General features: G+C 53.3%; 14 protein-coding genes and 1 riboswitch. Of the genes, 6 read left to right on the forward strand and 8 right to left on the reverse strand.

From position 1 onward, the window contains the following. Positions 1-3 precede the first annotated feature (3 nt). Together scpA and ACRTGH_RS11365 are read right to left on the reverse strand one after the other, a co-directional pair. Positions 4-2199 carry a methylmalonyl-CoA mutase gene (gene scpA / locus ACRTGH_RS11360; protein ID WP_368845922.1) on the reverse strand — a complete coding sequence of 732 codons (2196 nt, stop codon included), beginning with the start codon at positions 2197-2199 and terminating at the stop codon, positions 4-6. Next, the gene (locus tag ACRTGH_RS11365; RefSeq protein WP_368845921.1) at positions 2199-4397 is read right to left on the reverse strand and encodes a methylmalonyl-CoA mutase family protein; all 2199 of its coding nucleotides are present in this window, start codon (positions 4395-4397) and stop codon (positions 2199-2201) included. The genes scpA and ACRTGH_RS11365 overlap by 1 nt, the downstream gene beginning before the upstream one ends. Before the next feature lie 246 nt (positions 4398-4643). After that, positions 4644-4817, reverse strand: a riboswitch (cobalamin riboswitch). A 129-nt stretch (positions 4818-4946) separates the two neighbouring features. On the opposite strand from ACRTGH_RS11365, the gene ACRTGH_RS11370 reads away from it, so the two are divergent. Next, the gene (locus ACRTGH_RS11370; protein ID WP_368845920.1) at positions 4947-5210 is read left to right on the forward strand and encodes a hypothetical protein; all 264 of its coding nucleotides are present in this window, start codon (positions 4947-4949) and stop codon (positions 5208-5210) included. A gap of 70 nt (positions 5211-5280) precedes the next feature. Here the strand turns inward: ACRTGH_RS11370 and ACRTGH_RS11375 are convergent, their stop codons facing one another. Then, the gene (locus ACRTGH_RS11375) at positions 5281-7167 is read right to left on the reverse strand and encodes a type I glutamate--ammonia ligase (RefSeq protein ID WP_368845919.1); all 1887 of its coding nucleotides are present in this window, start codon (positions 7165-7167) and stop codon (positions 5281-5283) included. A gap of 273 nt (positions 7168-7440) precedes the next feature. On the opposite strand from ACRTGH_RS11375, the gene hypF reads away from it, so the two are divergent. From hypF to ACRTGH_RS11395, 4 genes are all read left to right on the forward strand, one after another. Beyond that, the gene (gene hypF, locus ACRTGH_RS11380) at positions 7441-9825 is read left to right on the forward strand and encodes a carbamoyltransferase HypF (RefSeq protein WP_368845918.1); all 2385 of its coding nucleotides are present in this window, start codon (positions 7441-7443) and stop codon (positions 9823-9825) included. A gap of 16 nt (positions 9826-9841) precedes the next feature. Next, positions 9842-11056, forward strand: coding sequence for a [FeFe] hydrogenase H-cluster maturation GTPase HydF (gene hydF, locus ACRTGH_RS11385; RefSeq protein WP_368845917.1), 1215 nt, complete (start codon positions 9842-9844; stop codon positions 11054-11056). A 224-nt stretch (positions 11057-11280) separates the two neighbouring features. Then, entirely contained in the window at positions 11281-12129 is an 849-nt protein-coding gene (locus ACRTGH_RS11390; RefSeq protein ID WP_368845916.1) for a methyl-accepting chemotaxis protein, read from the forward strand. A 58-nt stretch (positions 12130-12187) separates the two neighbouring features. Then, positions 12188-13042 (forward strand): methyl-accepting chemotaxis protein, encoded by an 855-nt coding sequence (locus ACRTGH_RS11395; RefSeq protein WP_368845915.1) that lies wholly within the window; start codon positions 12188-12190, stop codon positions 13040-13042. A 75-nt stretch (positions 13043-13117) separates the two neighbouring features. On the opposite strand, the gene ACRTGH_RS11400 is transcribed toward ACRTGH_RS11395, so the two are convergent. From ACRTGH_RS11400 to murI, 4 genes are all read right to left on the reverse strand, one after another. Next, a complete protein-coding gene (locus tag ACRTGH_RS11400; protein ID WP_368845914.1) occupies positions 13118-13429 on the reverse strand; it encodes an AzlD domain-containing protein in 312 nt (103 codons plus the stop codon). Continuing rightward, complete coding sequence (locus tag ACRTGH_RS11405) at positions 13426-14166, reverse strand: AzlC family ABC transporter permease (RefSeq protein WP_368846223.1); 741 nt, start codon at positions 14164-14166, stop codon at positions 13426-13428. The genes ACRTGH_RS11400 and ACRTGH_RS11405 overlap by 4 nt, the downstream gene beginning before the upstream one ends. After that, positions 14166-14558: a thioesterase family protein gene (locus ACRTGH_RS11410; protein ID WP_368845913.1), complete on the reverse strand. Its 393-nt coding sequence runs from the start codon at positions 14556-14558 to the stop codon at positions 14166-14168. The genes ACRTGH_RS11405 and ACRTGH_RS11410 overlap by 1 nt, the downstream gene beginning before the upstream one ends. 70 nt (positions 14559-14628) lie before the next feature. Continuing rightward, a complete protein-coding gene (gene murI, locus ACRTGH_RS11415; protein ID WP_368845912.1) occupies positions 14629-15399 on the reverse strand; it encodes a glutamate racemase in 771 nt (256 codons plus the stop codon). A gap of 197 nt (positions 15400-15596) precedes the next feature. On the opposite strand from murI, the gene ACRTGH_RS11420 reads away from it, so the two are divergent. Then, entirely contained in the window at positions 15597-16739 is a 1143-nt protein-coding gene (locus tag ACRTGH_RS11420) for an acyltransferase (RefSeq protein WP_368845911.1), read from the forward strand. Positions 16740-16773: 34 nt separating this feature from the next. Here the strand turns inward: ACRTGH_RS11420 and pepD are convergent, their stop codons facing one another. Further along, on the reverse strand, positions 16774-18222 hold the full coding sequence (gene pepD, locus ACRTGH_RS11425) for a beta-Ala-His dipeptidase (RefSeq protein ID WP_368845910.1): 1449 nt from the start codon (positions 18220-18222) through the stop codon (positions 16774-16776). Positions 18223-18240: the final 18 nt, after the last annotated feature.

Here is an 18240-nt window from a genome sequence, read left to right on the forward strand (position 1 = left end):
TTCTTACCCCGCAGCCATTTCTTCCTTTGCACGTCCAATCAAAAGTTTCAAGAGCTTGATGCCCGCCTCAGGAATATTCGTTCCCGGTGCGAAGATGGCGACCGCGCCGTTCTTATAGAGGTGGTCGTAGTCCTGCACGGGAATAACACCGCCGATGCAGACCATGATATCATCGCGCCCGAGCTTCTTGAGCTCCTCCACGAGAGCCGGCAGAAGCGTGTTGTGACCGGCTGCCAGCGAACTGAAGCCGACCATGTGAACGTCGTTATCGACAGCGTCCTGCGCTGTCTCATCCGGCGTCTGGAACAGAGGTCCGACGTCGACGTCCCAGCCCATGTCAGCGAAGGAGGAGGCGATGACCTTCTGTCCGCGATCGTGCCCGTCCTGTCCCATCTTCGCGACGAAAATACGTGGGCGGCGACCCGTAAGCTTTTCAAAGTCGTCGGCAAGCGCACGCGCCTTGTCGAGCTCCGTCTTATCCGTGAACTCCGAGGAGTAGACGCCCGAAATCGTATGAATCACAGCCTGATAGCGGCCCGAAACCTTCTCGACAGCATCCGAAATCTCGCCGAGCGAGCAGCGCACACGCGCCGCTTCGACCGCGCACTCCAAGAGGTTGCCGTTGTCGCGCGTCTCGGCTGCCTTCGTGATGGCTTCCAAGGCGGCACGCACGTCGTCCTCGTTGCGGTTTGCACGCAGCTTTTCGAGACGTTCGACCTGAGCCTGGCGCACAGCCGTATTGTCAATCGCAAGGATTTCCAGCGGATCTTCCTTCTCCAAACGATACTTGTTCAGGCCGACGATCGTCTCGTTGCCCGAATCGATTCTCGCCTGGCGGCGTGCCGCAGCTTCCTCGATACGCATCTTGGGCAGTCCTGTCGGAATCGCCTTTGCCATGCCGCCGAGAGATTCGACTTCCTGGATATGTGCCCACGAGCGGCGGATGATCTCGTTCGTAAGAGCTTCGACATAGTAGGAGCCGCCCCACGGATCGATGATCTTGCAAACGCTCGTCTCGTCCTGGATATAGAGCTGCGTATTGCGTGCAATGCGAGCCGAGAAGTCCGTCGGCAGAGCGATGGCCTCGTCGAGTGCGTTCGTATGCAGCGACTGCGTGTGACCGAGAGCAGCACCCATCGCCTCCATCGCCGTACGCGCGATGTTGTTGAACGGATCCTGCGCCGTGAGCGACCAGCCCGAAGTCTGCGAATGCGTGCGAAGCGCCATAGACTTGGGATTCTCCGCACCGAACGACTTGACGATCTTCGCCCAGAGGACGCGCGCTGCACGCATCTTGGCGATTTCCATGAAGTAGTTTTTGCCGATCGCCCAGAAGAACGACAGGCGCTTTGCAAAAGCATCGATGGGAAGCCCCGCCTTGATGCCCGTGCGAATGTACTCAAGACCGTCAGCAAGCGTGTAGCCGAGCTCGATATCTGCCGTCGCACCCGCTTCCTGCATGTGATAACCCGAAATGGAAATGCTGTTGAACTTCGGCATGTACTTCGTCGTATACTCGAAGATATCGCCGATGATGCGCATCGACATATCCGGCGGATAGATGTACGTGTTTCGCACCATGAATTCTTTCAGGATATCGTTCTGAATCGTGCCTGCCATGATCTTCTTGTCGACGCCCTGCTCCACACCGGACTGGATGAAGAAAGCAAGGATCGGCAGCACGGCGCCGTTCATCGTCATGGAAACCGACATCTGGTCCAGCGGAATACCCGAGAAAAGGATGTTCATGTCAAGCATCGAGCAAACCGAAACGCCCGCCTTGCCGACATCGCCAACAACACGCGGATTGTCCGCATCATAGCCGCGATGCGTCGGCAAATCGAACGCGATGGAAAGACCTTTCTGTCCCGCAGCAAGATTTCTGCGGTAGAAGGCGTTCGACTCTTCCGCTGTCGAGAAGCCCGCATACTGGCGCACCGTCCAAGGGCGGAATACGTACATCGTCGAGTACGGTCCGCGCAGGCAAGGCGGTATGCCGCTCGCAAACTCCAAATGGTTCATGTGATCGTATTCATCGTGGTTGTAAAAAGGTTTGATGGGAATTTTCTCCATCGTGCTTTCAATCAACGAGTCGTAACTCATGCCCGTCGAAGCTTCAAGGCGCTGGCGCCAATCTGCATCCTTATGGGCAGGTGCACCCTCGAGATCGATTTTCGTGAAATCAGGGTTTTGTGCCATCACTGAATCATTCCTTTCTTCTTCTGCAGGAACTGCAGCGTCTTGTAGCAATTGGCACGCACGGAAATGAAGTCATCCACGCCCGCTTCACGGTACGTAGCCTCCAAATCCTTCGGCGCAGCACCCGCGAGGAAAATCGTCGCGTCAGGCAGTGCCGCACGCAGTTTTGGTGCAAGTTCGGGCACAATCTCCGGGTACGTCGGATCTGTCGAGCAGATGACGACGGCATCGGCGCCCGATTCCTTCGCAGCGGCAGCTGCCTCGTCCGTCGTCTTGAAACCATCGTTCAGGAGCACTTGGAAAGCGCCGACCTGCAGGAAACTCGTCGAAAAATCGGCACGCGCCTTATGCTGCGGAATGGGTCCCATATTCGCGAGGAACACCTTTACATTATCGCCGTCATGGCTGTCGCGATACTCTTCCGTGATGCGGCGCAATGCCTCGTAGCGCTCACTCCAACGATGCGCCTCGATCGGCGTGATCTTCTCCGCAGCCTCACCCATCTGCAGAGCTTCGCGAAGCTCCGCGATTGTCGCACCGGCTTTTGCCGCCTTGACGGCAACTTCCATCTTCTCACCTTTACCGGCACTCTTCAGAGCCGCTAGGCAATCCTTCTTAAACGCCTCATCCACATCGGCAAGATAGGCTTCGACATCCTTCTTGCGCTTCGCAAGAAGCTCCGCCGTATCCTCCTCACGCGGGTCGAGGAGCTGTTCCGTCATGTTCGGATACATATTGTTGCCGACGATGCGGTCCTTGCGCAGCTCGAGGCTCTTGAAGCGCGCTTCAAGCGTCTTGCCTACTTCTTCCTGCACATATCCCGCCTCGAGAGCCTTAACGATGCCGCCCTTGCCCTCGATTGCCTGGAACTCAGCCCAGATCTTTTCCTGAATCTCCTTCGTCAGCGTCTCTACCGCCCAAGATCCTCCCGCCGGATCAATCGGCTGCATCAAACCGAACTCTTCCTGCAGCATGACCTGCACGTTGCGCGCGATGCGACGCGAGAATTCATCGCCCTTGCGGATCGGCTCATCGAACGGAGCGTTCTCGAAGGAATCAAGTCCGCCGACGACGCCCGAGAAAATTTCCGTCGTATTGCGCAGCATGTTGACATAAGGATCGTAAACCGTCTTGAAAAACAATGCGGGGCGCGCATGGATATGGATGCGCTGCGCTTCCTCGCCGCCGCCAAACGCCTTGACGATCTGCGCCCAGATCGGGCGAACCGCACGGAGTTTAGCAATCTGCAGGAAGAAGTTCGCGCCCATGGAGAAGCCGAACATCATCTGTTCCGCCGCCTCGTCCACCGTAAGCCCGCGCTCTATGAGAGCGCGCAGGTAAGCGACACCGACGGCAAGTGTCGAAGCAACCTCCTGCACATCATTGGCGCCGCCGCGCGAAACAGCATCGCTTCGCACCATGATCGTCCTGAGCTTCGGAGCATACTTCTTCACCCAAAAAGCCGCTTCCGCCATCTCATCATAAAGCTGCGGAAGTGCGGCATAGTTCTCGCCGCGCTGAATCATTTCACCCAGGGGATCCGCCCCTACGAAACCGCTGAGCTTGGCGAGATCGCCGCCGTCGGAATTGACAGACGCCGCGACGAGAGAAAGCATTGGCAAGGACGAAGCACCCGCATAGATATAGAGCGGATGATGGTCGAGCTTCAAGCCGTTAAGCGTCGTGTGCATATCCTCGACCGTCGTGATATTGCACCCTTCATCACCGATCTTTTCGGCATCCTTGGCATCCTTGTTGAGGAGCGTCGCCGAATCCAGACGGATGTTATAAATCGTCGATCCCTTGTCCACCTCGCGGCGCAGCAACTCGTTGTTTTCCTCAGGCAGCGTCTCGTCGCACGACTGCGCGATGCCCCAAGGCTGTTCAATGTAGCCGTTCGGACGCACGCCGCGAAGGAAGTTGTCCATACCCGGGAAGTCGGTTCTCGGCAAGATTCCGTCTGTCATCTTGTGCGTGTACATCGGCTCAAACGTAATGCCCTCATACGTTTTCGTAAACATCTTCTTCTCGAAGGGAGCCCCCTTCAACAACTCGACGCAAGCCTCTTTCCACTCCTCATACGTCGGCGGCTCAAATTCGTCGAGCGGAACATCGGGGAAACTCGTTTGTTGTTCGGCCTTCTTCAAGATGGCCTGCAGGTCAAGGTTCTCATCCTGACCCTTTGTTTCATTGCTCATACTTCCACAGCCTCCCTTAACAATGATACGGAACACAACAAAACCGCCCTGCGTTTAAAAGGCGGTTTCTGTGTTCCGGTCGACAGGCTTCATGTAGAGATGCTTCTGCACGTCGTTTCCAGTCAGAACATCTTCTTTCCAAATAAAAATCCGGTGCCAAAAGCGCCGGAGAGCCCGCCGTGTCCCAGTACGGCAAAATCCCCTACCCATCGCTCGCAGGTATTGGCACACCTCAATGGTACGCCAACGGTGATGTCAAAACAGGCAGTTCTCCTGGCTCAGATTCATCGTCCAATCATGCCTTCCCAGAGATTTCTCCAGTGGCGTTCTATGACGGACTCCTCTTACAGTGGCGGGACCGCTCCGGCTTCTACCGGATTCCCTATTAAGTCTTGCGACACCTGTCTCCAACAATATGTTGTTTTCATCTTTATATTAACTCTATTTATTGGGGATTGTCAATACTTCCGAAGTCTTTTACAATAAAAATATGAGTTGAACCCCGACCTTTTCCCAAGACTCTTCCAAATCATGCAAGGAGGCTATTCCATGATCAAAATTCATGGCGCCGTCATCATAGAACAAGGCGTGACCTTTGCCATAGTTGTCGTCAAACCCCACGTCACTCAGTACACGGCACGCGCCGTATCGTTCCGCAACGAGATCGCGCCCTTTTTCCGCAACTTGCCCATCATCCTGATGTCGCAGGATCGCGATGGAAAACCGCGCTATTACGGCAGAAAGGACATCGTCGATTTTTTGAAAACAGTGAAAATCGAGCAGATTCCTTGGAAGACATACCATATCTATTAAAAGACGCACCTGCCCCAACAAAAGAAAAAGCGCCTGTCTTGGCGCTTTTTCTTTTGTCATCAGCAAACCGTCAAATCATATTCTTCGTATAGGCATCGTAAAGAACTTTGAGCTCCTCAATCTTATCATACATCTCCACCTGCAGGCCAGAAGCGGCAGCGTAATCGCCCTCATTCAACGCCTTGATCAGAAGCGTGAAAAGTGATTTCTCATCAATGCTGTCTTTTGCGAGATAGGAACGGATTCCATTGATCTTGTTCCAGTTGTAGGAATCCTGATCCGTTACGAAATCCGTCTGCACCTCGCGCGCCTTGCGCACGATATCACGATTTTCAGGAATGATTCGGCTGATGAGCTCCGTTTTCCAGCGCAGGAGCGCGCCCGCCTTGAAAGCGTCGATAATCTGCTCACGAAGTGCACCGCCTGCTGTAATGGCCTCCACCTTCTCCGGGTGGTTCTCAAAGCCCTGCATATTTTCCCAGACCGTCGACGGCGGCGCACCGAAGAGGCGATCGCGTTCCCTTTCGGTATAATCCTCGAATACATCGATTTCGCTCCTGTAAGCGCGATTCTTTTCGAGATAGAACCCCTCCTCGCCTGCATCTTTGGACAATTCCGCCAGCAGGGCATCCGTCGTGCGGGAAACAGCCGCTTTCACCCCATCAAGAACAGCGGAATAGACAGCTGCCAGGACAAGGTATGTATTGGAATACGGATTGCAGGCGCGCAATTCGAAGCGCGTCGCATAAGGATTCGTCAAATCACGAATCAAACCCGCAAGTATCGTGCGGTTGCGTGAGGGAATCTCGGGTGTGTGGCCAAGGGATGTGACAATGCAGACCGGCGCCTCAAACCCCGGCTTCAAACGATTCAAAGAATCATTCGTCGCCGAGACAAACGGATTGATAACCTCGTAATTCTTCAAAAGCCCCATGATTGCGCCATAACCGACAGCACTGAGGAAGTCCTTTTTCATATCCTGCGGCGTAAAGAGATTATAGACCTTGCCGTCTTCCATAACAGCGGCAATGCAGAAATGCGTATGTTCACCATTGCCCGCAAGACCGATCATCGGCTTCGCCTTAAAATTCACTTCAAGTCCGTTCTCGCGGAAGACCTCGCGCACGATCGTGCGCACGATAAGCTCATTATCTGCCGCCTGCAAAGCGTCGGCGAAACGCCAGTCGATCTCAATCTGCTCACAGACATGCGTCATCTTGCCCGATTCGTCAATCTGCGCCTTGAGGCCGCCGACCTCCTTATGTCCCATCTCTACCTGCAAGCCATAGCGGTCAAGCAGCATGACAGCCTGCTCCAAAGCCGTGCGCACAGCCCCATGCGTACGCTGCCAATACTGCTCCTGCATGACCTGCGAGGCCGACATCTCTTCAACATTCGATTCTTCCAACGGCGTCTTCACCCAAAATTCCAGCTCTGTCGCCGAAGTGAACTGGAAATCCACGATTTTGGAGCCATCGATATGTTCAAGACCCGACACATGCGGATGCTCCTTGAACATCTGCAGGAGCTCCCCTTTCAGATAGGTCAGCGTATCCTTCAAAATAGCGCGCGAATCAACGCGTTTTCCATCGTGAATCAAAAAAGAGGGGATGCGCAAGGTGCCGATCGGTCTCCCCGTCTCCTCGTCGAAATGTTCGAGATTATAGTCGATAAACCAGTTTGCCTCCGGATCAATCGGCATATCCACCTTCGCATTGTTCAAGATGGCAATGCCCGTCAGCACGACGGAAGATCCATCGGTCTGCACCGCTGTCCCATTATAGAAAGCGTCCATATCTTTGAGGAAGATCCGCATGGGTATTTTCTCGTCCGTATCATTTCCCGCAAGGTCGATGCCGACGAGGGAAACAAACTTGATCTCCGGATGTTCTTTCAAGAGACGCGCTATTTCTTCCTTCTTGGAATTTGCCGGAATCACATACAACAACTCTTCCATTTCAACCATCCTTTTCCTCGCACAGGCCGCTCCTTCATGCAAAACGACAAAAGCGTTTCCACATAAAAAAACCGCACAGCAACAGCCTCCCCTCAACGGACGGAAGCCAAAGCTATACGGCGACGCTGCCAAAATATTCTTCTCGTGGCGTTATCATATCATTTCCCTGCCGCAATGTCCAGCAAAATTCTGTCAGAAGGAGGAACTTTTTCCCGCCTCGTGGTATAATCGCTAAAAAGAGCGAACACAAAAGGAAAGGCTGCGATATTCCTCATGACAGAGCACAATGCATCGCTTGATCGCGAATCATACCGGATAAAAATTTTCGGCATCGTGCAAGGCGTCGGTTTCCGTCCTTTCGTCAGCCGCACAGCCGCTGAGTTCCATATCACCGGCGATGTCTGCAACAAAGGATCCTACGTCGAAATCCGAGCCCACGGCGCCAAGGAGGCTCTCCGCCGCTTCCTAGAAAGAATAGAAACCTCACCCCCCTCGCGAGCCGTCGTCCTCAAAATCCTCAAAGCGCCTCTTACCGATTTTCCCGATACCGATGATTTCAAAATCATAGAAAGCCTTGCAGAAGATGGTTCGGTCTTTGTTTCGCCTGATATCGCCATTTGCCCCCAGTGCCGGGCCGAGCTTTTTGACAAGAAGAACCGCCGCTACCTGCACCCCTTTATCAACTGCACCTCATGCGGCCCCCGGCTCACAATCCTCGACTCCATGCCTTATGACCGTGAGCGCACGAGTATGGGCGCATTCCCGATGTGCCCGGACTGTCATTACGAATACACGCATCCCGAAACGCGGCGCTATGACGCCCAACCCGTATGCTGCAATGCCTGCGGTCCCACGGTCTGCATTATCGACGGCGAAGAAACGGGGCTTGCCGCCATCAAGCGGGCACGCCGAGTTCTGCAAGCCGGCGGCATTGTTGCCGTAAAAGGCATCGGCGGCTTTCATCTCGCCTGCGACGCACAAAACGAAGCTGCGATAAAACGCCTGCGCGAGCGCAAACATCGCCCCCGAAAACCTTTTGCCATTATGATGCGCGACTTGGCAACAGTACGGCGCGAATGTCATCTCGGCAAAGCGCAGGAAAAACTTCTCGACAACCACCAGAAACCCATCGTCCTCCTTCCCAAGAAGCGCCAGGGCAGAATCGCCCCAAACGCTGCACCCGGCATGATGTCGCTCGGCATTCTTCTCCCCTACACGCCGCTTCATCTTCTGCTCTTTGATCTGCCCGACGGCCTTTCCTTCCCCGACAGCCTCGTCATGACGAGCGGCAACCCTTCAGGAGCGCCGATCTGCCGCACCGATGAAGAAGCCGCAAAACATCTCGCTCCCATCGCCGATCTCATTCTGTCGCACAACCGTGAGATCCGGCTGCAAGCCGATGATACCGTCATGGATTTCTATGCCGGCGCCCCTTATGTGGTACGTCGCAGCCGCGGCTACGCACCTCTGCCCCTGATGCTCTCCGCCAACTTTCAAGGCTCCGTTCTTGGCATCGGCGGCGAGCTAAAAAACACCTTCTGCCTCGCCCAAAACTCTCTTTTCTATGCCTCTCCCTATTTGGGCGACATGGGAGACCTGCGCACAGTACATGCACTTCGCCAATCCCTTGCGCGCATGAAACGCCTTCTTGGCATCCGCCCGGAAGCCGTTGCTGCAGACCTCCATCCGCATTATGAAACAACCCGCTTCGCAAAAACCCTCGGGCTGCCCATTTTCGGCGTACAGCACCACTATGCTCACGTACTTTCAGCTATGGCTGAAAACAACGCTCTCACCCCCGTCATAGGCGTGAGCTTCGACGGCACGGGTTACGGCACGGACGGCACAATATGGGGCGGTGAAATCCTGTTTGCCACGACACGCGGTTTCGAGCGTCTCGGCTCCCTCACGCCTTTCCTCCACCCAGGCGGTGATATTGCCGCGCAGGAAGGCTGGCGCATTGCCGTATCCCTGCTGTACGATTCCTATGGCAGGGAAACAGCGCTTTCCCTCGCGCAGGAACTCCAGCTTGCAGACGAAGGCTCCATCTCCGCCGTTCTTTTTCTCCTCGAACACGGGCTTAATATCATCCCTTCGACAAGCGCAGGACGCCTCTTTGACGCTGTGAGCGCCCTGATCGGCCTCTGCCGTATCTCGACATACGAGGGCGAAGCTGCCATGTATCTGCAATTCGCGGCGGAAAAAGCCGAAAAAGCTTTTCCCAACATCTGCCCGGAGGGATTCTTCGGCAATCCCCCTGCTGCATGGAGCGAAAGCGGCTGCCTTATTGAATGCATGGACAGCCCCTCCTCCCCTGCTGCCCGTTTCATGCTTGATACAAACGGCCTCTTTCTCCATCTGTTGGATCTATGTCGGCAAGGCGAAGCAGCCGAAAGAATTGCCCTCATTTTCCATCAATGCCTTGCCGCAGCTATCGTCAGAGGCTGCCAAAGAGCACGCGATTACACCGGCTGCCAAACAGCGGCATTGACAGGCGGCGTCTTCCAGAATACGCTTCTCCTGCGCCTCACACAGCAGGGCTTGGAAAAGGAGGGCTTCCGCGTTCTCCGCCACAGCCTCATCCCGCCAAACGACGGAGGGATTTCCGTAGGGCAGGCGCTCTTCGCCATGCAAAAAATTCAAGCCATAAAAACATAATAAAGGAGTTTTCTTTATGGGACTCAATGATACGCCATCCGGCGAGCGGCTGCACATCGGTTTCTTCGGGCGGCGCAATGCCGGAAAGTCCAGTCTTGTCAATGCTGTCACCCAGCAAGAAACCGCCATCGTTTCATCTGAAAAAGGCACAACTACCGATCCCGTCTTCAAAGCCATGGAACTTCTGCCTCTTGGCCCCGTCATGCTCATCGATACGCCAGGCTTCGATGATGATGCGGGAACGCTTGGCCGGCTGCGTGTGAAAAAAACGCGCCAAATCCTCAACAAGACCGATATTGCCGTACTCGTCATAGATTCAAACACCGGCATTACACCTTCGGATGAAGAACTTCTGGCTCTTTTTCGGGAAAAAGCCATTCCGTTCCTCATCGCCTGGAACAAGTGCGACAAAAGAAATGTCTGGCCAAAACCTTCTGTTGAAAACGAGATCCTTGTCAGTGCAGCCAAAAAGAGCGGCATTGAGGAATTGAAGGAACAGCTTACCCGACTCGTCCCTGCGGAAAAAAACCGTACCTTTATCCGTGATATGCTCTCCCCGGGCGACCTCGTCCTCTTGATCATTCCCATCGACAAAGCTGCGCCCAAAGGACGCCTGATCTTACCACAGCAACAAGCCATTCGCGACATTCTGGAAGCTAATGCGCTTCCCATCGTCTGTCGGGAAAGTGAAACGGCCATCGCACTTGAAAACCTCAAAAAGCCTCCGGTTCTCGCTGTCTGCGACAGCCAGATATTCAAAAAGGCTGCTGCCTCCGTCCCTTCCGCTATCCCGCTGACTTCCTTTTCCATCCTTATGGCTCGTTACAAAGGCTTTCTAAACGAGGCAGTGGAAGGTGCGGCCGCGCTCGCCCATCTAAAAAACGGCGATCGTATACTCATCGCGGAAGGCTGCACACATCACCGCCAATGCAATGATATCGGCACGGTAAAAATCCCTCATTGGCTAAAGGAATACACCGGAAAGCAACTGCATATCGAAACATCGAGCGGACATAGCTTCCCCGATGAGCTTGGCAACTATCGCCTCATTGTCCACTGCGGCGGCTGTATGCTGAATCAACGGGAAATGATGTACCGCATGAAGTGTGCAAAAGATCAAGGTGTTCCCATGACGAACTACGGCACACTCATTGCACATCTGCATGGTATACTCGATCGGAGTCTTAGACTCTTTCCGCATCTGGCTGCAAAGGTAAGGGAAAAACCGTAAGCAAAGAATAAAAAGATTTCCCAACGGTTATTTGCTTTCCGAACACTCTGCCTCTGAACAAAAAAGTTTTTCTCGAGAGCAGGGATTTTTTAAAAAATATAGAACCATATAGGAAATGAAACGTCCAAGAAATAAGAAAGATTGGCCTTTTGACCCAGCGGCGGTGCAAGCCCAGCGACAGAACATAAAATGATGCACCCCCATATTTTTGAGGAGGAATATTTATGGCCCTGCCGGAAACCATCAGAACCAACGAGGATATTCTCAACGCTTTCAAGGCCGTCCTGCCTTACCTGAACGATGTCGTGGAAGCTGATATCGCCTCGGTGCTCTCCGACGGAAACGTCTGCCTTGCCTTCGAACCCGCAAAAGGTTTTTCGCTCCCCATTCATGTCGGCGATTCCCTGCTCGAACATCCATCGATTCAGTCGGCAAAGCATGACAAACGCACTTCGTTTGCCGATATGGACGCCTCAGTTGCCGGTGTGGCATTACGAACAGCTGCCGCACCGATTTTTGGCGTCAATGGAGATGTCATCGGTGTTGTGGCTGCTGGTTTTCGTCCAAATGCAACAGAAACCGTTCTGGAAAATATCGAGCGCATTGCCTCCGCCGTACAAACAATCCATGCCTCGATCGAACAAGTTGCCGAAAGTGCGGATGAACTTGCAAAAACCGGTCAGGAATCCGTTGCGCAGGCAGCCATTCTCCAAGAACGAAATGCGGAGACCATCAAAGTCATCGACTTCATAAACGGCATAGCCCAGCAGACGAACCTTCTTGGACTCAACGCCGCAATTGAAGCGGCACGCGCCGGTGAACAAGGCCGCGGCTTTGCCGTCGTCGCCGAAGAAGTCCGCAAGATGGCCGAGCAGTCCCGCACTGCCACGGAAAAAATTCAGGAAACGCTGTCGGAAATGAACAAGGCGGTCATGGAAATCTCCAAATCCATCGAATCGACGGGAGCGATCAGTGAAGAACAGGCTGCATCCACCCAGGAAATCACAGCGAGTCTCGCAAACGCCCGTGACATCATCGAAGATTTGAAACGCTTTGTTTCAGAGCTCCAGTAAGGGACGTTCGCTCCCATGTATTTCAGCAAAATCAATCGTATAGAGGAGGAACATCCTTATGGCACTGCCTGAAAACATTCAAACGAACGAGCAGCTTATCGACGCTTTCAAACTCGTACTTCCTTACCTGAATCCCATCCTGCCCGACGATACGCGTCTTGTCATCACATCTGACAAGCAGTATCTCGATATCGCGCCGGCAAAACACCTTCAGCTCAAAGCCTCCATTGGCGATTCCGTTGAAAATGTTGCCGTCGTACAGAAAGCCATCAACGAGCGCCGTCCCGTATCTACCGACCTTGATGCCAATGCTTACGGCGTACCGATCAAGATCATATCGGCTCCTGTCACAGGACCCAACGGCGACATTCCCATCGTTTTTTCCTCGAGCTATGAAATCAGCGACACACTGAACAAGATTGCCAACGGCGTCAACCATATAGCCGAAGCAACGGAAAATGTCTACAGCTCTGTCGAGCAGGTGGCCAACAGCGCAAGCGAGCTCGCAAAAACCGGACAGGAATCCGTTTCCCAGGCAAGCACGCTTCAGGAGCGCAATGCCGAAACAATCAAAGTCATCGACTTTATCAATGACATAGCCCAGCAAACGAATCTCCTTGGCCTCAACGCCGCGATCGAGGCTGCACGCGCCGGCGAACAAGGACGTGGTTTTGCCGTCGTTGCTGAAGAAGTTCGGAAACTTGCCGAGCAATCCCGCACTGCCACAGAAAAAATTCAGGAAACCCTGTCGGAAATGAACAAATCCGTTACGGAGATTTCCAAATCCATCGAGTCAACCGGCGCCATCAGTGAAGAACAGGCTGCTTCTACCGAAGAAATCACAGCAAACCTCTCGCGTGTCCGCGATATCATCGCCGACCTGCAAAAATTCGTTGACAGTGTAAAAAAATAATACATAGAAAAAGCCGCCCATGCATTTCGAAAATGCATGGACGGCTTTTTTGCACATATAGCGTCCTTGAGCCGTTCATCCCAAGAGAACAAATTCCATAACAAACACGACAAGACAGCAGGCAGCTGAAACCTGAAAAAGGCTCGCCCCGCACCACGCGAGAGCAATGCCTGCGACAAGGGCAGCTGCACCTGCGGCAGGTACCTGCGTCGCCTCGACAATCGCCGGAAAAGTCATGACGGCCAATGTCACATAAGGAACATAATACAGAAAAGAACTCAGAAACCGCCCCTTGATCGGACGGCGCAGAAGCGTCAAGGGCAAAAGCCGGATGGCAAATGTCACGGCCGTCATAACAAGCAAATATAAAATGATATCATGCTTCATGCTTCTCCACTCTCCTGTTCTTCTGCAACAGGAAAAAAGGCCGCCGCCGCACCCGAAATGAGTACCGTCAGCAAAATCGTCCGCAAGGAACCCGAAAGTGTGGAAACAAACGGTGCAGAAGCCGCCAAAAAGCTCAGGGCGAAGCTGAGGAACACGAGCCCAAGGACAACCTTGTCCTGCTTGCCCGGGGGAATGACAATAGCAATAAACATGCCATAGAGCGCAACGCTTAACGCACTCAAAAAAGAAGGCGGCAGGATATCCCCGGCGACAATACCGAACGAAGTGCCGAAAGCCCAAGTCGGCACAGCAAGAGCCATGGCGCCGTAATTATATGCAGGCTGCAAAAAGCCCTTGCGCGAAATCGTTATGCCAAAAATTTCATCGGTAATGCCAACCCCGACGCCAAGACGATGATAAAAAGGCATATCCGCAGAAATTTTCTGGCTCAGGACACAGCTCATCAACATGTAGCGCGCATTCGCCACGAGTGTGATCGCCGCCATTTCCCAATACGGCGCATCGGCAGCAATAACAGTAAAGGCCGCATATTCCCCTGCTGAAGCCAGATTAAAGAAACTCGCGATAAAGCCTTCTACGGCATCAAGACCCGCGTTATGCGCCGTAATGCCAAGCGTAAAGCTCACAACGAGATAGCCGAGCGCGATAGGCGTACCATCGCGCATACCCTCACGAAAGAGCTGCCCCTGCGTTTTCCGGGCCGGAGGATCTGCCATCATTTCGCAGTCACTTTACCCATGAACTTCTCACGATTTACAAGAACACGCTCATGCAGTCCCTCGCCGATCTCTTTCGCATCATCATACGCCTTGACAGCGAATGTAATTTGACGGCCATCAAAGCTTTTGACCTCCGCTGAGGCACAAACCTTGCGTCCAAGAGGCGTAGCCGCCTTGTGACGGATATCCAGGGAAATGCCGACTGAAGTCCAGTCCGAAGGTATGAGCCCTTCCACAAGTTCCGCGGCAGCCTGCTCCATCAATGCCGTCATCGCCGGCGTAGCAAATACCGGCAATGAGCCGCTCTTCATCGCAATGGCCGTGTTTTCTTCTGTGACCGTCGTTGAAACCTCATTCTTCATATCCACCTTAATGTTTGTTTCCACCATAACAAAATCCTCCCATAACTATAAGTACCGGATAGCTGCATCCCGTTGTCCGTCTGCAGCCAATAATCTTTCAAAGTGCGAACAACATTTTGGAACGTTCAATATAAGCAAAATCCGGGCTGCTGTTCAACCATTCGACCGCACCGTGCTGCTCACGTTCACGCAGAAGCCCTTCCGCACCCAAACGTCGCTGAAGTTCATGCGCGGTTCCGGTCGCTCCGTCAAAAATCGCCGTTTCTGGACCCACGACCCGCTGGATTGTCTCACGCACAAAAGGGAAATGCGTACAACCGAGCACGATGCAGTCAACTCCCTCTTCTGCAAGACCTGAAAATTTTTCCTGCAGATACCGCGTGAGCGAGGTTGAGCAAATCTCCCCACGTTCAACGAACTCCACGATTTCCGGGCACGGCAGCTTGATAATCTCGCCTTCCCCCTGAAAACGCGCCAGAAGCCGCTGAAACTTTCTCTGCCGCAATGTCGCATGTGTCGCCATGACAACCACCTTAGGGTGCCTGCGGCTCAAAACTGCAGGCTTCAGAGCTGGTTCCATCCCGATGATGGGAAGATTCCTGTACCTGCGCCGCAGCGTGGCGCTCGCCGCACTCGTCGCCGTATTGCAGGCCAACACGACGGCCTTGACCCCCGCCGCTGCCAAACGGTCAACCTGTACCGTCGTCAACGCTCGAATCTCCCGCTCCGAACGTTCACCATAAGGCGCATTGGCAGAATCGCCAAAATAAATAAAATCCTCCGCAGGCAAACGGGAAACGAGCTCTCGCAGCACGCTGATGCCGCCGAGCCCTGAATCAAAGACGCCGACGGGCTGCTCCACTCTCACCGTCTTTTCCCCCTTTCCTGAAATACAGGATTTCCCTATTTATTCTAATGATTTCCGCCTAAAAAATCAACCTGTGCCTATAGATTTAAACCATTTACAAAGATACGAAAAACCGATATAGTAAGGAATGTATCGCTTGCGGAGACTTCTGCAGGACAGCATCTTCCAAAGCGAAATCCTTTGCAGGAGGCTTCCTTATGGCAAAACAACATCTCGCCGCCATCGAATATATTCGAGGCGTTTCCATGCTCGGCGTCATAGGCATCCATGTCGGCTCGCAGTATTTGATGAACCCCGCATCCAACGCGCACTTGACCGCGCTTTTTGAGATTGCAACGCGCTTCAGCGTACCAATCTTTTTCTTTATTTCCGCCTTTGGCATCTTTTACAATATGGATTTATCAAAACCCTTCAGCTACAGCCAATTTCTCAGAAAGCGCTCCCGGGCGGTTGTCATTCCCTATCTTGTCTGGTCACTCTTTTATCTTGTGCACGACGGCTGGCTCTATGGCGTCGGCTTTCCCGCACCGCTCTCCCTGCTCTCGGCTCTTTTCTTCGGCAATGCGAAGTACCAACTTTACTTTCTCGTGCTTCTCATCTGGTTCTATCTCCTTATGCCGCTTTGGATTCCCATCGTAAAAAATATCGGGGGCAGGGGCCTGCTGCTCCTCTTCGCACTGCAAGTTGCTTTCGACTATTTCTCAAGCTTCAACGTGGCGTTCAACACAATGGTATACGGCATGGAAAACCCCATACTCAAAAGTTTCCTGTTGTACCGGCTGAACTACTGGGTCATGCACTACGTCTTCATCTTTGTGATCGGCGGTTATCTTGCCGTGCACTTTGACACCTTTCGGGAATTTATGCAGAAACATCGCACGGGCATTGTCGCATTTTTCGCTGCATCCCTCGCCGCTCTGCTTGGCTACTATTACTTCCTGCTCACCTTTCGCGGCTACACACAGATGGATGCCATCAATACGGCGCACCAGCTCTGCCCGCTCGGTATCGTTTACACGCTCGCGGCTTCTCTTTTCTTCTTCACCATCTTTACCGAGCAAACGTACCCACGCACTCTTGACCGTCTGCTTTCCCTTCTCGGCAGACATTCCTATTTCGCCTATCTCGCGCATCCGTTCTTCATCGGATATATGATGCTGACGCTTGAGCATCGAGGCATTATCATGACAGCGCCAAAGGCTATCGCATTCTATATTCTGACCGTCGTCCTCACCATCGCGGCGGCAGTTGTTTTCCGCCGGCTGGGCGAGAAAATTCCTTTCCTGAACAGTATAACCATCGGCATTTATCCGAAAAAAAACAAACGCGGATCCGCCTGAACGAATCCGCATCTATTCCAAAAACTCGTCGTGCTTACCGCTCGGCGAGTTTTTTCACTGTGGAAAGAAGAAGTTTTGCCAGCGGCGCGACAGTCGAAAGTTCAAGGCTTTCCTTCGGACTATGGATATCATGCGTCGTCACACCGACAGACACGAACTTCATCCTGGGATTCTTGCGGTAGAACCAGCCGCATTCAAGCCCCGCATGAATCGTCTCAACCTTCATGGGCTTTTCCATCTGTCGTGCAAAAAGTTCCACGATGGTATCCGCCAGCGGGTTGTCCCTGTCCTCATCCCAAGCGGGCGCAATCGTGCCAATATGAAGCGCAAAACCGGTAAGCTCCGCCAAATCTTTCGCCATGCGGCAGAAGTCGTGAAGCTTCTCCTCCACATTAGAGCGAGGATAAAAGGAAATTTCCACCTCGGAGCCTTCCATGTTTACCATGCCGAGATTCGCCGAAGTTTCAACCAGCCCTGGCATGGATGCAGACATCTGGTAAACCCCTGTATGGAACACACGCAAAAGACGCAGTAAATCTGCAGCATCCTCCGAGGCAAAGCTTTTTTTTGGTAAAGAGGCACTTTCCAGCGTCACTTCGATATCGGGATCCGCTGCATTATATGTATGGCGAAAAATTTCTCTCTTCTCAGCAAAAATCGCGCGCAGTTCTTCTTCTGCGGTTTCCGATAGGAAGACTGCCTCCGCCTCTGCCGCAATGGCATTTTTTGCCTTGCCGCCCGTAAACGAGGCAAGGGAAAAACTTACGCCTGCTTCTGAAAGTGCGGAAAAACAAAGCGCGAGAAGGCGAATCGCATTGGCACGTCCCGCACCGGCAGCCTCTCCCGAATGTCCGCCTGCAAGGCCGTTGACAGAGAGCTTCCACGCTTTTTTCCCCTCTGGATCCACAAGCTTCATTGTGCGCGAAAAGGTCAGGTCGACGCCGCCTGCGCAGCCTACACAAAGCTCATCAAGCTTCTCCGAATCGCAGTTGATCATATACGCCGCATCTTCCAGATACTTTTTATTCAGATGAATTGCACCCGTCATGCCTCGTTCCTCATCCACCGTGAAAATCGCGCGCAGAGGACCGTGCTCTTCAGCATGGCTCAGCACATGGAGAATGATCGCCACACCGATGCCGTCATCCGCCCCCAGACTTGTCCCCTCGGCCGAGAGGATACCGTCCCTCACAACGAGTTCGATCGGATCCCGAAGCGGATCATAGGAAACCCCTGGAGCCGCAACACATACCATATCCATGTGTCCCTGCAAAATGACGCGCGGCACATTTTCTTTTCCTGGCACAGCCGGCAAATCGGCGATGATATTATTCTTCTCATCCTGCACGACCGTGAGCCCCATCTTCTGCAGATGCGCCTTAAGATAATCGCTCACTGCTTTCTCATGGCCCGACGGACGCGGAATTGCTGCAAGGGCGCGGAATTCCTGCAGGACATTTTCCAAAATCTTGTCCTTTTCCATAATGACCTCCTGTTTTTC

Source organism: Selenomonas oralis, assembly GCF_051603425.1.
GTDB classification, from domain to species: Bacteria; Bacillota; Negativicutes; order Selenomonadales; family Selenomonadaceae; genus Selenomonas; species Selenomonas sputigena_A.